Raw genomic sequence first — 13,304 nt, 5'->3', positions numbered from 1 at the left:
CCTAGCATCGTCAAGTACCGACCCCGCACATCGGAGATTTCCGTGCGTTTTAGCCTGACCCCGAAGGAGACGAGCTTCTACGACATGTTCGCCGCCGCGGCGGAGAACCTTGTCGTCGGATCCAAGCTCCTGCTGGAACTACTGGGCTCGGACGTGTCCGCCCGCGCGGAGATCGTCGAGCGCATGCGCGCCGCCGAGCACGCCGGGGACGACACCACCCATGCGATCTTCCACCAGCTGAACTCCTCCTTCATCACCCCGTTCGACCGGGAGGACATCTACGCCCTGGCGTCCTCGCTGGACGACATCATGGACTTCATGGAGGAGGCCGTCGACCTTGTCGTCCTGTACGACATCGAGACCCTCCCGAACGGCATCGAGCAGCAGATCGAGGTGCTGGCCCGGGCCGCCGAGCTGACCGCCGAGGCGATGCCCAACCTGCGCTCGATGGCCAACCTCACCGAGTACTGGATCGAGATCAACCGGCTGGAGAACCAGGCGGACCAGATCCACCGCAAGCTGCTGGCCCACCTGTTCTCCGGCCAGTACGACGCGATCGAGGTGCTGAAGCTCAAGCAGGTCGTGGACGTCCTCGAAGAGGCCGCCGACGCGTTCGAGCACGTGGCCAACACGGTGGAGACCATCGCCGTCAAGGAGTCCTGAGCTCCGTGGACATGGCAGCACTGATCGTCGTCGTCGGCGTGGCGTTCTTCTTCACGTACACGAACGGCTTCCACGACTCCGCGAACGCGATCGCCACCTCGGTCTCCACCCGGGCGCTGACCCCCCGGGCGGCGCTGGCGATGGCCGCGGTGATGAACCTGGCGGGCGCCTTCCTCGGCAGCGGGGTGGCGAAGACCGTCTCCGAGGGGATCATCGAGACCCCTACCGGCTCCAAGGGCATGGCGATCCTGTTCGCCGCGCTGGTCGGCGCCATCGCCTGGAACCTGGTGACCTGGTACTTCGGCCTTCCGTCCTCCTCCTCGCACGCGCTGTTCGGCGGCATGGTGGGCGCGGCGCTGGCGGGCGGTACCGAGGTGATCTGGCACGGCGTGGTCGAGAAGATCATCCTTCCGATGGTCATCTCGCCGGTGGTCGGCCTGATCGGCGGCTTCCTGGTGATGCTGGCGATCCTGTGGATCTTCAAGAAGGCCAACCCGCACAAGGCCAAGCGCAACTTCCGGGTGGCGCAGACCGCCTCGGCGGCCGCGATGGCGCTGGCGCACGGCCTGCAGGACGCCCAGAAGACCATGGGCATCGTGGTGATGGCGTTGACCATCTCCGGCCACCACTCCGGCACCGGCATCCCGATCTGGGTGAAGATCTCCTGCGCCATGATGCTCTCGCTGGGCACCTACGCGGGCGGCTGGCGGATCATGCGCACCCTCGGCCGGAAGATCATCGAGCTGGACCCGCCGCAGGGCTTCGCCGCTGAGGCGACCGCCTCCGCGGTCATGTACGTCACCTCGTTCGTCTACGCGGCGCCGATCTCCACCACCCACGTGATCACCTCGGCGATCATGGGTGTGGGCGCCACCAAGCGGGTCCGGGCGGTCCGCTGGGGCGTGGCGAAGAACATCGTGATGGGCTGGTTCATCACCATGCCGGCGGCGGCGCTCGTGGCCGCCGCGATGTTCGGCCTCACCAACCTGCTGGTCCTCTGACCGCGTCAGCGAGTAAGCGACAGAGCGGAAGGGCCCGCCCCCACAGCACGGGGGCGGGCCCTTCGTCGGCTCCGCGGCGGCACCGCCATGCAGCACCGTGGAGCAGCTGGTGTGCTCCGCCGCCGGAAGGCGGCGGGGCCGGTCAGCCGAAGCGGCCGGAGATGTAGTCCTCGGTGGCCTGCACCGACGGGTTGGAGAAGATCCGCTGGGTGTCGTCCAGTTCGATCAGCTTGCCGGGCTGGCCGACGCCCGCCAGGTTGAAGAACGCGGTGCGGTCGGAGACGCGGGCCGCCTGCTGCATGTTGTGGGTCACGATCACGATGGTGAACTGCGACTTCAGCTCGCCGATCAGGTCCTCGATGGCGAGGGTGGAGATCGGGTCGAGGGCCGAGCAGGGCTCGTCCATCAGCAGCACCTCGGGCTCGACCGCGATCGCCCGGGCGATGCACAGGCGCTGCTGCTGGCCGCCGGACAGGCCCGCGCCGGGCTTGTTCAGGCGGTCCTTGACCTCCTTCCAGAGGTTGGCGCCCTGCAGGGACTTCTCCACCACGCCGTCCAGGACGGACTTCTTCTTCACGCCCGCCAGCCGCAGGCCGGCCACCACGTTGTCGTAGATCGACATGGTGGGGAACGGGTTGGGGCGCTGGAACACCATGCCGACCGAGCGGCGGACGGCGACCGGGTCGACGTTCGAGCCGTACAGGTTCTCGTCGTCGAGCATCACCTTGCCCTCGACCCGGGCGCCGGGGATCACCTCGTGCATCCGGTTGAGGGTGCGCAGGAAGGTGGACTTGCCGCAGCCGGAGGGGCCGATGAACGCGGTCACCGAGCGGGGCTCGATGGTCATCGAGATGTCCTCGATGGCGCGGGTGGAGCCGTAGTAGGCGGACAGTCCGCTGACGTCGATGCGCTTGGCCATGATCTTTCGTCTTCTCTCGTCTGTTCGTACGTCAGTCGGGGTCAGCGTCCGCCCTTGGGCGCGCGCCAGCGGGCGATGCCCCGTGCGATGAGGTTGAGCCCCATCACGAAGGCGATCAGCACCAGCGCCGCGCCCCAGGCGCGCGAGTAGCCGTAGTCGTTGTTGACCTGCGAGTACTGCTGCCAGATGTAGAGCGGCAGGGACTGCTGAGGTCCGTTGAACGGGTCGCTGTTGATGAAGTCGGCGCCGAACACCAGCATCATCACGGGGGCGGTCTCACCGGTGATGCGGGCGACCGCCAGCATCACACCGGTGGTGATTCCGCCGATGGCCGTCGGGAGGACGATCCGCAGGATGGTCTTCCAGCGCGGCACGCCGAGCGCGTACGAGGCTTCCCGGAGCTCGTTCGGGACGAGCTTGAGCATCTCCTCGGTCGAGCGGACCACGACCGGCATCATCAGGATCGCCAGCGCGAGGCTGCCGGAGAAGCCCGAGTACTGGAAGCCGAGGAGGATGTTCCAGAGCGAGAGGATGAACAGACCGGCGACGACCGACGGGATGCCCGTCATCACGTCGACGAAGAAGGTGACCGCCTTGGCGAGCCGGCCGCGGCCGTACTCCACCAGGTAGACGGCGGTGAGCAGACCGATCGGCGCGGCGATCAGGGTGGCCAGCAGGACCTGCTCGACGGTGCCGATGATGGCGTGGTAGATGCCGCCGTCCGGGCTGAGGGTGGCGACGACGCCCTTCATCGAGTGGCTGAGGAACTCGGGGCTGATCGCCCCGATGCCCTGCTGCACGGTGTAGAAGGTCAGCGCGACCAGCGGCACCACGGCGCAGATGAAGGCGACCCACACCAGCGAGGTGGCGAAGCGGTCCTTGGCCTGCCGGCGGCCCTCCACCGAGGCGGAGACGGCGTAGCTGGCGACCAGGAAGAGCAGGGCGGAGATCAGGCCCCACTGCAGGTGGCTCTTGAGGCCGGCGACGGCGCCGAGGCCGCAGCCGACGGCGATCGAGGCCGCGGCGATGCCGGCCGGTGCCCAGCGGGGCAGCCGGGCCGCGGTCAGCCGGTGGCTGAGCTGCGGAACGGTGGCGTCGGTGACGGTCGAGACGGTACTCACGCGGCGGCCCCCGAGTACTCCTTGCGGCGGGCGATGATGACGCGGGCGGCACCGTTCACCAGCAGCGTGATCACGAACAGGACGAGGCCGGAGGCCATCAGGGCGTCCCGGCCGAGCGGCTGGGCCTCGTTGAACTTCAGCGCGATGTTCTCCGCGAAGGTGCCGCCGCCCGGGTCGAGCAGGTGCAGCGACAGCTTGCTGTTGGTGGACAGCACGGTGGCGACCGCGATGGTCTCGCCGAGCGCGCGGCCCAGGCCGAGCATGGACGCGGAGATGATGCCGGGGCGGCCGAACGGCAGCACCGCGGTGCGGACCATCTCCCAGCGGGTCGCGCCGAGCGCGAGCGCCGCCTCCTCGTGCATCCGCGGGACCTGCCGGAACACCTCGCGGGTGACCGCGGTGATGATCGGCAGCACCATGATCGCCAGCAGGATGCCGACGGTGAACAGGTTGCGCGGCAGGACGCCGGCGCTGGACTGGTCGAAGATGTACGTCCAGCCGAGGTACTGGTCCATCCAGCTGGTCAGACCGTCCATGTGCGGGACCAGGAACAGCACGCCCCACAGGCCGTAGACGATCGACGGGACGGCGGCCAGCAGGTCCACCAGGTAGGCGAACGGCTGGGCGATCCGGCGCGGCGCGTAGTGCGAGATGAACAGCGCGATGCCGACCGCGATCGGGACCGCGATCAGCATCGCGATGAGCGCGCTGACCAGGGTGCCGAAGGCGAGCACGGCGATGCCGAACACCGGCGTCGCGGCGTCCGGCGTCCACTCGAAGGTGGTGAGGAAGTTGCCCTCGTTCTTGCCCAGGGCGAGGGCCGAGCGGTAGGCCAGGAAGCCTGCGATGGCGGCCATGATGACCAGCAGCAGGATGCCCGCACCGCGGGAGAGGTTGAAGAACACGGCGTCACCGCGGCGGCTGTCGCGGCGTCGTGGGGTCCGTCCCCGCGCGTCGGCGGGGGAGGAAGAAGTCATGATCGTTTACTCCGGTCTGGCGGCGCTGCCCCGCGGAGGGCGGCACCTTGGCGGCGGTGCCCCGGACGTTCTGATGGTGGGTGGTGCTGGTGTTACAGGTGGTGCGCGTGGCGCACGGCCCGGCCGGGCAGCCCCTCCCCCTCCTTCGGGGGCCGCCCGGCCGGTCGTCCCTCAGCCTCAGGCGAGGGCGTCGATCTGGGTCTTGACCTTGCCGGCCAGCTCCTTCGGCAGCGGCACGTAGCCGACCGCACCGATGGCCTGCTGGCCCTCGTCGCTGACGGTGTAGTTCAGGAAGGACTTCAGGGCCGGCAGGGTGTCGGCCTTGTTGCCCTTGTCGCAGACGATCTCGTAGGTGACCAGGGTCAGCGGGTAGGCACCCTCGGCCTTGGTCGCGTAGTCGATGTCCAGCGCCATGTCCGCACCGGTGCCGGTGATCTTGGCGTTGGCCAGCGTGGTGGCGGCGTTGGCGGCGTTGGCCTCGACCGGCTTGGAGGCGCCGGTGGCGATGGACGCGCTGTTCAGCTTGTTGGTCTGGGCGTAGGACAGCTCGACGTAGGAGATCGAGTTCTTGGCCTGCTTGACCTGGGCCACCACGCCGGCGGAGCCGTTCGCGGACTGGCCGCCCTGGCCGGCCCAGCTCTTGGCGGCCGGGTACTTCCAGGCGCCGTTGCCGGCCTTGGCCAGGTAGGCGGTCAGGTTCTGGGTGGTGCCGGAGTCCTCCGAGCGGTGGATCGCCTGGATGTCGGCGGCCGGGAGGTTGACGCCCGGGTTCAGGGCGGCGATCTCCGGGGCGTTCCACTTGGTGATCTGCGAGTCGAAGATCTTCGCCAGGGTCGGGGCGTCCAGGGTCAGCTTGTCGACACCCTCGACGTTGAAGACGATCGAGATCAGGCCGCCGACCATCGGCAGGTCGATGCCCTGGCCGCCGGTGCAGACCTGCTTCGAGGCGTCGATCTCGGCCGCCTTGAGGGCGCCGTCGGAGCCCGCGAAAGCGATCTTGCCCTGGTTGAACTGGGTGACACCCGCGCCGGAGCCGCCGCCGCTGTAGGTCAGGCTGGTGCTGGAGCAGGCGGCGCCGTAGGCGGCCTTCCAGACCTCGATCGCCGGGGTCTGCGCGGTCGAACCGGCCGCCAGCAGCTGGCCGCCCTTGTCGGAGCAGGCGATCTTGGCGGCCGGGGCCCCGCCGGCGGACGAGCCGTTCGCGCTGGGCTTGGAGTTGTCGTCCGTGCCGCAGGCCGACAGCGACAGCGTGGAGACGAGCGCGACGGCACCGATGGCGAGGGCCTTGGAGCGGCCGTTCCGCAGGTTCACAGGGTGTCCCTTTCTGAGGCAATACCGGTCCACGAGTGACCGGATTTGCTGTGGTCCGGGGCCCTTCCGGCCCTCCGGTAACCCCGAAGTTAGGCAGGACAGGTGACGCGTCAGCCCGTCACAAATGAACGGGGAGTGAACCTCGGACGGATGTCAGGAAACCTTGGCCAGTAGTAACGGTTGCGTCACAGGTCGGGCGCGGGCAGATCACCCGTTCCGGCCGTACGGAACAGGCCGGGGCGCTCAGCCGAGCAACAGCTCCAGCAGCGCGTCGATCAGTACCCGGTCGCGGGGGTGGGTCAGCCGTTCCTTGGCCCGCCGCGGCGGCAGCCACTCCAGCCGGTCCACCTCCCGGTTGGGCCGGAACGCCCCGCCGGTCGGCACCGCGGCCCAGTACCGGACCTCCTTCGGGCGGCCCTGCACCAGGTAGTGCTGGGTGGGCAGCTCCGGGCCCAGCACGCAGCGCATCCCGGTCTCCTCCCACACTTCGCGCAGCGCCGCCGTCCGCCAGCCCTCGCCGGGGTCGAGCTTCCCCTTCGGCAGGCTCCAGTCGTCGTACTTGGGCCGGTGCACCAGCGCCACCCGCGGCTTCTTGCGGCTGCCGTCCTTGCGCAGCGGCCCGGGCACCCACAGCACCGCGCCCGCCGCCAGCACCGTCGACCGCGCACCGGCCGCCGGGCGGCGGTCGGTGCGGGCACCGCCCGCCCGGGGGTGGGCGCGGTCGGACGGGGACGGGTGATCTGGGAGCTGCGGCACGCGGTCCATCCGGGTCGGGGATCCAGGGTTCAGTCCGACGCCACCGCTGCCGGGCCGGCCAGCCCGGGCGCCAACGCCGGCCACTGGCGCCCGAAAGCGTACCGGGCGGCCTCCACGTCCAGCCGCTGATCGGCGTGCACCACACCCAGCACGTATGCCGTCGCCGGGGTGATCCGCGGCGTGCGGGCGGCCGCGGCGACCGTGGCCGCCGCGTCCGAGGCGTCCTGGTGGTGGCCCAGCACCCGGTCCAGCTCCAGCAGTTCGCCGTCCGGCGCGCTGCACACCTCCAGCGCGTACCGGGCCCGCTTCACCAGGATCCGGGCCCGCAGCCACGGCGCGTCGTCCGCCGCCAGCGCCACGTCCGCGGTGTCTCCGGCGCCGCGCGGTACCGGCACCGTGTCCGCCGGGGCCGCGCCGAGCCGGTGCAGGCCCGCACCGGCGTACGCCTGCGCGGAACGCTGCCAGGGCAGCCGCTCGGCCGCCGCCACCAGCGCCGCCAGCGCCGCCGCCGTCCGCGGCAGCAGCGCCACCGCCGGCTCGGCGGCGGCCTCCGGCTCCAGCGGCAGCTCGCCGGCCAGCAGCGTCATCCGGTCGGCCAGCGCGTGCAGCCGGGCCGAGCGCAGCTCCTGCAGCAGCGCGGTGTGCGAACGGGTCCGGGCCAGCGTCAGCTGGCGTTCCAGCAGCGCCCGGGCTTTCGGCGCGCCCGGGTGGCCGGCCAGCATGCCGGCCCCGTCGGGGGCGGTGTCGGCCAGCGAGTCGACGGCGCCGAGCAGCCGGTCGGAGCGGCGCCGGTAGCCGGGTTCCTGGGTGAGCAGGTCGATCAGCCAGCGCAGTTCGGTCCGTGACTCCTGCGCCCACACCGGGTCGAAGGCCGGCCCGAAGGTGTGCAGTGCCCCGCCGATCCGGCGCACCGCGCGCAGCAGGTCGTCCGCGGCCTGTGCCGACGCCGGAAGCGCACCCGGTCTGGAGCCCGCCTCGCCGACCGCCTGCGGCAGGGCGCGCAGGAACACGCCCGCCTGTGCGGTCAGGTAGCCGGCAAGGACCTCCCCGGCGGTCGCGGCGCGCGCCACCGGGGCCGTCGTCGGCGCATCGGTCATGGCTGTGGCTCTCCCCGATTCCGTCCCCGGGCCTGCCCCGGGGCTGCATGCCGCCCGCGCCGGGAGGGCTCCCGGCGCGGGCGGGGTGCCGCTCAGCGTGCGGCGGCGGAGCCGCGGTTGCGGCGGCGTGAGTCGATCAGCAGGTCCTGGACGTGCCGCAGTGGGCGGCCCTCGGCGTCCTGCGCGTGGCGGATCCAGCTGCCGTCCTGGCCGAGGTGCCAGGAGTCGGTCTCGTCGGAGACGCCGAGGTCCAGCAGCCCGTTCAGTTCGGCCCGGTGGGCCGGGTCGGTGACCCGGACCAGTGCCTCGATCCGGCGGTCGAGGTTGCGGTGCATCATGTCGGCGCTGCCGATCCACACCTCGGGGTCGCCGCCGTTGCCGAACACGAACACCCGGGAGTGCTCCAGGAACCGGCCGAGGATGGACCGCACCCGGACGTTCTCGCTCAGCCCGGGCACGCCCGGCCGGATCGCGCAGATGCCGCGCACCCACACGTCCACCGGCACGCCGGCCTGCGAGGCCCGGTACAGGGCGTCGATGACCACCTCGTCGACGATCGAGTTGACCTTCATCTTGACGGAGGCGGGCCGGCCGGCCCGATGGTGCGCGATCTCGCCGTTGATCCGGGCGACCAGGCCGTCGCGGAGCCCGCGCGGCGCGGTCAGCAGCCGCCGGTACGACTCGCGGCGCGAGTAGCCGGACAGCCGGTTGAACAGGTCGGAGAGGTCCGCGCCGACCTGCGGGTCGGAGGTCAGCAGCCCGAGGTCCTCGTACAGCCGGGCGGTCTTCGGGTGGTAGTTGCCGGTGCCGACGTGCGAGTACCGGCGGAGCGTCTCGCCCTCCTGGCGGACCACCAGCGACAGCTTGCAGTGCGTCTTCAGCCCGATCAGGCCGTACACCACGTGGCAGCCGGCCTCTTCCAGCTTGCGGGCCCACTTGATGTTGGCCTGCTCGTCGAAGCGCGCCTTGATCTCCACCAGGACCAGCACCTGCTTGCCGGACTCCGCGGCGTCTATCAGCGCGTCCACGATCGGCGAGTCGCCGGAGGTGCGGTACAGCGTCTGCTTGATCGCCAGCACGTGCGGGTCGGCGGCGGCCTGCTCCAGGAACGCCTGCACGGAGGTGGAGAACGAGTCGTACGGGTGGTGCAGCAGCACGTCGCGCTCGCGCATCGCGGCGAAGATGTCCGGCTGCGAGGCCGACTCGACGTCGATCAGGCCGCGCGCGGTGCCCGCCACGAACTTCGGGTACCGCAGCTCCGGGCGGTCCAGGTCGGCGATGCCGAACAGGCCGGTCAGGTCGAGCGGGCCGGGCAGCGGGAAGACCTCCGCCTCGGTGATGTTCAGCTCCCGCACCAGCAGGTCCAGGATGTACGGGTCGATGGACTCCTCGACCTCCAGGCGCACCGGCGGCCCGAAGCGGCGCCGCATCAGCTCCTTCTCCAGCGCCTTCAGGATGTTCTCGGTGTCGTCCTCCTCCACCTCCAGGTCCTCGTTGCGGGTGACCCGGAACGCGTGGTGGGCGAGCACCTCCATCCCCGGGAACAGCTCCTCCAGGTGCGCGCCCATCACGTCCTCGAGCGGCACGTACCGCTGCGGCGAGGCCTCCAGGAAGCGCGACAGCAGCTGCGGCACCTTCACCCGGGCGAAGTGCTTGTGGCCCGTCACCGGGTTGCGCACCACCACCGCCAGGTTCAGCGACAGCCCCGATATGTACGGGAACGGGTGCGCCGGATCCACCGCCAGCGGCGTCAGGACCGGGAAGATCTGCTGCCGGAACAGCGTGTGCAGGCGGGACTGCTCGGTCTCCGCCAGGTCCGGCCAGCGCACCAGCTCGATGCCCTCGGCCGCGAGGTCCGGCAGCACCTCCTGCTGGAACGTCGCCGCGTGGCGGGCCATCAGTTCGCGGGAGCGGCGCCAGATCTGGTCCAGCACCTCGCGCGGCTGCAGCCCCGACGCCGACCGCTGGGCGACCCCGGTGGCGATCCGGCGCTTCAGGCCGGCCACCCGCACCATGAAGAACTCGTCCAGGTTGGACGCGAAGATCGCCAGGAACTTGGTCCGCTCCAGCAGCGGGATGTTCGGGTCCTCGGCGAGCTCCAGCACCCGCTCGTTGAACGCCAGCCAGCTGCGCTCACGGTCCAGGAACCGGCCCTGCGGCAGCTCCGCCTCCTCGGCGCCGCGCCCGTCCGCGCTGCTCGCGACGGCTGTGCTGCCCGTGCTGCCCACGCCGCCCGCGCTGCCCGCCAGGAAGGCCGCCGGCAGTGCGGTGGTCGCCCGGAGCGGCTCGGCCGGCGCCGGCGGCTCGGCCTTGGCGCGCGCCGCGGCCCGGGGCTTCGACGGCTTCACCGGACCACCGGCCGGGTCCTTGGCCGCGGACCTGCCGCCGGACCTGGGCCCGGCCTTCGCGGGCCCGGCCTTCGCGCCGGACCGGGCGGTCGGCTTCTGCTCGGTGCTGGACTCGGCCGCTGCCGAATCGGAGACGGGGCGCGGGATGCTCATCTGTTCCAGCTCCTCCTGCAGGACGCGGTCCCGGCGGGACGAAGGACACGCCTCCGCTCGCTGCTCGTCCTCGTCGACCCACGGCCACCCACCCGGCGCAGCCGGAACCGGCCCGGCCGGACGGCGGGTGGAGCGGTGACGCGGACGGGGCAATACGGACGACATTCTGTGATCTTCGCGGCGCCAATTGAATCCACGGTAAACACCGCATGGCCGGGAGGAAAGCTGAGTCCGTCACCCCTGTGGCAGTTACCGGACGGCTCCGTCCGCCTGGCACCCGCCCCGAGCCCGACCGGCTCAGCGGCCTGCGGACGGCTCCCAGCGGTACATCAGGTCCACCTCGTGGACGGCGAAGCCCAGCCGCTCGTACACCCGGACGGCCGCAGCGTTGTCCGCGTCCACGTACAGCATCACGGTCGGCACCCCGCGCTCCAGGATCAGGTGCCGCAGGCCGGCCGCGGTCAGCGCCTTGCCCAGGCCGCCGCCCTGCTCCGCCGGGTCCACGCCCACCACGTACACCTCGCCCAGGCCGTCCGGCTGGATCTTCGTCCAGTGGTAGCCGACCAGCCGGCCGTCGCGCTCCGCCAGGAAGAAGCCCTTCGGGTCGAACCACGGCTCGGCCATCCGCTCGGCCAGGTCCTGCTCCGTCCACGAGCCCTGCTCGGGGTGGTGGGCGAACGCCAGCGCGTTCAGCGCCAGCCAGGCCTGCTCGTCGCGGCCCGGCTCGAACGTCCGCAGCTCGACGCCGGCCGGCAGCGGCACCGGCTCCGGGGCCTCGGCGGTGCGCCGCATCTGCCGCAACTCCCGCACCAGCACCGCCCCGTGGGCCTCGGCCAGGTGCCGGGCAGCGGGCAGGCCGCCGTGCGCCCAGAAGTTCAGCTCGCCGTCCGCCCCGTTCAGCACCGCGTCCACCAGCGATCCGCCCAGGCCCCGGCCGCGGTCGGCCGGGGCCACCGTCAGCTCGACCGTCCCCGGACGCTCGCCCTCGAGCTGGGCGTACCCCGTGACCCGGTCGTCCGCCAGCTGCACCAGGTGCCGCACGCCCGGGCGGGGGCTGTCGGGGCGAATGCGCAGTCGGCCCGCTTCCGAGACCGCCTCCCGGCCGTCCGTCCGGGCCGCCTCCGCCAGCAACTCCCGTACCGCCTCGGCCTGTTCCGCCGTCAGCACCTCGACGCGTTCGACCCGGCCGCCGCCTGACGTGTTCTCAGCAGTCTGCATACTGCCGAGCGTACGTCCTCCGGCCCGGTTTCAGGAGGCGATACTGCCTGCGCCCACAACGGGCCAGGCCGCCATGGCCAGTTCGGCCGTCGCCGCCAGCTCCGCCGTGTCCGCGCCGTCCCGGGAGCGCTGCGACATCCCCTGCAGCACCGCGCCGAAGTACCGTGCCAGCGCGGCCGGTTCCGCGCCGGGCGGGAGCTCGCCGAGCCGTTGCGCGGAGGACAGCCGCTCCTCGAACGCCGCCAGGTTCGCGGCCCGCAGCTCCCGGAGGAACACCGCCACCTCGTCGTCCTGGGCGGCCACGTTGGTGGCCGCGCTGATCACCAGGCAGCCCGCCGGGTGCTCCGGATCCGAGTAGACCCGCGCCGCCTCCCGCAGGATCCGGGCGAACGCCGCCCGGACGGTCGGCTCCTCGGCGAACGCCAGCCCCACGAACTCCCCCTCCGGGGACTGCTGGTACGCCCGCACCACCTCGCGGAACAGCGACTCCTTGTCGCCGAACGCCGCATACAGGCTGCCCGGCTTGATCCCCATCGCCCCGGTCAACTCCCCCACCGAGGTGGCCTGGTAGCCCCGCTCCCAGAACAGCCTGGTCGCCGCCGCCAGCACCGCCGCCCGGTCGAAGGCCGGCGGGCGGCCGCGTCTCGCACCTGCACTCGTCGTCATGCCATCCATTTTAGAGCGATCACTCAAAAAGTGTGCCGGGCCATGCTACGGTCATTCTTGAACGGTCACTCAACAAATGAGGGATGGGTCAACCACCATGTCTGCTCGCGCACTTGACGGCAAGATCGCCCTGGTCACCGGCGCCTCCCGCGGCATCGGCCGCGGCATCGCCGAACGCCTCGCCCAGGACGGAGCCACCGTCGCCATCGGCTACGCCCGCGACCACGACGCCGCCACCACCGTCCTGGAGAAGATCCGCGCCAACGGCGGTCGGGCCTTCCTGGTCCACGCACCCCTCGGCAGCCACGGCGACGCCGTCCGCCTCTGGGAGGCCTTCGACCGGGCCGGCCACGAGTACACCCCCGACGGCGGGCTCGACATCCTGGTCAACAACGCCGGTATAGGCCGCAGTTCCGCGCTCCCCGAGCTCACCGAGGACGAGTTCGACGAGGTCTTCGCGGTCAACGTCCGCGCCCCGTTCTTCATCACCCAGCAGGCCCTGCCCCGGCTCCGCGACGGCGGCCGCATCATCAACATCTCCAGCGGCGTCGCCCGTATCGCCATGCCCGAGATCATCGCCTACAACGCCACCAAGGGCGCCCTCGACAACTTCACCCTCAACCTCGCCGCCCAGCTCGGCCCTCGCGGCATCACCGCCAACTCGGTCCGGCCCGGCATCATCGACACCGACGTCAATGCCTTCTGGCTCCGCGACAACCCCGCCGCCCAGGCCCACGCGTCTTCCCTCTCCGCGCTCGGCCGCATCGGCCAGCCCGACGACATCGCCGACATCGTCGCCTTCCTGGCCACCCCCGACTCCCGCTGGATCACCGGCCAGACCATCGACGCGACCGGCGGCTCGCACCTCTGAGGCGTGCCGGCCCGGGCCCGGTGGGGCGGTCCGGGCCGGGCGGCGTCGGGAATTCTCTGGAAACGCGAAAAAGCCCCCCGCCAGAAGGCGGGGGGCTTTCCCTGAATGATTGTTCGGCGGCGTCCTACTCTCCCACAGGGTCCCCCCTGCAGTACCATCGGCGCTGTGAGGCTTAGCTTCCGGGTTCGGAATGTAACCGGGCG

Annotated in this window: 12 protein-coding genes and 1 rRNA gene; 3 read left to right on the top strand and 10 right to left on the bottom strand. The window is 71.3% G+C overall.

What is annotated here, in order from left to right; translation table 11 throughout:
• The first annotated feature begins 42 nt into the window (after positions 1 to 42).
• Positions 43 to 663 (top strand): DUF47 domain-containing protein, encoded by a 621-nt coding sequence (locus ACIHEI_RS00065; protein WP_387638793.1) that lies wholly within the window; start codon positions 43 to 45, stop codon positions 661 to 663.
• A gap of 5 nt (positions 664 to 668) precedes the next feature.
• Positions 669 to 1,664 (top strand): anion permease, encoded by a 996-nt coding sequence (locus ACIHEI_RS00060; RefSeq protein ID WP_387638795.1) that lies wholly within the window; start codon positions 669 to 671, stop codon positions 1,662 to 1,664.
• A 142-nt stretch (positions 1,665 to 1,806) separates the two neighbouring features.
• Here ACIHEI_RS00060 and pstB read toward each other — a convergent pair whose 3' ends face one another.
• The 9 genes from pstB to ACIHEI_RS00015 form a co-directional block, all read right to left on the bottom strand.
• On the bottom strand, positions 1,807 to 2,583 hold the full coding sequence (pstB, locus tag ACIHEI_RS00055) for a phosphate ABC transporter ATP-binding protein PstB (RefSeq protein ID WP_380488732.1): 777 nt from the start codon (positions 2,581 to 2,583) through the stop codon (positions 1,807 to 1,809).
• 41 nt (positions 2,584 to 2,624) lie between these two features.
• On the bottom strand, positions 2,625 to 3,704 hold the full coding sequence (pstA, locus tag ACIHEI_RS00050) for a phosphate ABC transporter permease PstA (protein ID WP_387638798.1): 1,080 nt from the start codon (positions 3,702 to 3,704) through the stop codon (positions 2,625 to 2,627).
• Positions 3,701 to 4,681, bottom strand: coding sequence for a phosphate ABC transporter permease subunit PstC (pstC, locus tag ACIHEI_RS00045; protein ID WP_387638801.1), 981 nt, complete (start codon positions 4,679 to 4,681; stop codon positions 3,701 to 3,703). Before pstC ends, pstA begins: the two co-directional genes overlap by 4 nt.
• A 177-nt stretch (positions 4,682 to 4,858) precedes the next feature.
• The gene (gene pstS / locus ACIHEI_RS00040) at positions 4,859 to 5,992 is read right to left on the bottom strand and encodes a phosphate ABC transporter substrate-binding protein PstS (protein ID WP_387638804.1); all 1,134 of its coding nucleotides are present in this window, start codon (positions 5,990 to 5,992) and stop codon (positions 4,859 to 4,861) included.
• A gap of 243 nt (positions 5,993 to 6,235) precedes the next feature.
• A complete protein-coding gene (locus ACIHEI_RS00035; RefSeq protein ID WP_396605089.1) occupies positions 6,236 to 6,748 on the bottom strand; it encodes an NUDIX hydrolase in 513 nt (170 codons plus the stop codon).
• A gap of 29 nt (positions 6,749 to 6,777) precedes the next feature.
• On the bottom strand, positions 6,778 to 7,845 hold the full coding sequence (locus ACIHEI_RS00030; protein WP_396605088.1) for a CHAD domain-containing protein: 1,068 nt from the start codon (positions 7,843 to 7,845) through the stop codon (positions 6,778 to 6,780).
• Between the two features lie 92 nt (positions 7,846 to 7,937).
• Positions 7,938 to 10,346 carry an RNA degradosome polyphosphate kinase gene (locus tag ACIHEI_RS00025; protein ID WP_396605087.1) on the bottom strand — a complete coding sequence of 803 codons (2,409 nt, stop codon included), beginning with the start codon at positions 10,344 to 10,346 and terminating at the stop codon, positions 7,938 to 7,940.
• A 297-nt stretch (positions 10,347 to 10,643) separates the two neighbouring features.
• The gene (gene mshD, locus ACIHEI_RS00020) at positions 10,644 to 11,564 is read right to left on the bottom strand and encodes a mycothiol synthase (protein ID WP_396605086.1); all 921 of its coding nucleotides are present in this window, start codon (positions 11,562 to 11,564) and stop codon (positions 10,644 to 10,646) included.
• Between the two features lie 30 nt (positions 11,565 to 11,594).
• Positions 11,595 to 12,239, bottom strand: coding sequence for a TetR/AcrR family transcriptional regulator (locus ACIHEI_RS00015; protein WP_396605085.1), 645 nt, complete (start codon positions 12,237 to 12,239; stop codon positions 11,595 to 11,597).
• 88 nt (positions 12,240 to 12,327) lie between these two features.
• On the opposite strand from ACIHEI_RS00015, the gene ACIHEI_RS00010 reads away from it, so the two are divergent.
• The gene (locus ACIHEI_RS00010) at positions 12,328 to 13,101 is read left to right on the top strand and encodes an SDR family oxidoreductase (protein ID WP_396605084.1); all 774 of its coding nucleotides are present in this window, start codon (positions 12,328 to 12,330) and stop codon (positions 13,099 to 13,101) included.
• Positions 13,102 to 13,212: 111 nt separating this feature from the next.
• On the opposite strand, the gene rrf is transcribed toward ACIHEI_RS00010, so the two are convergent.
• A 5S ribosomal RNA gene (rrf, locus tag ACIHEI_RS00005) occupies positions 13,213 to 13,304 on the bottom strand; the annotation flags it as partial.

It is taken from the genome of Kitasatospora sp. NPDC051984, from assembly GCF_044593455.1.
GTDB lineage: Bacteria > Actinomycetota > Actinomycetes > Streptomycetales > Streptomycetaceae > Kitasatospora.
Note: the sequence above shows the minus strand (reverse complement) of the source record. Positions and strands in the feature narration are given on the sequence as shown.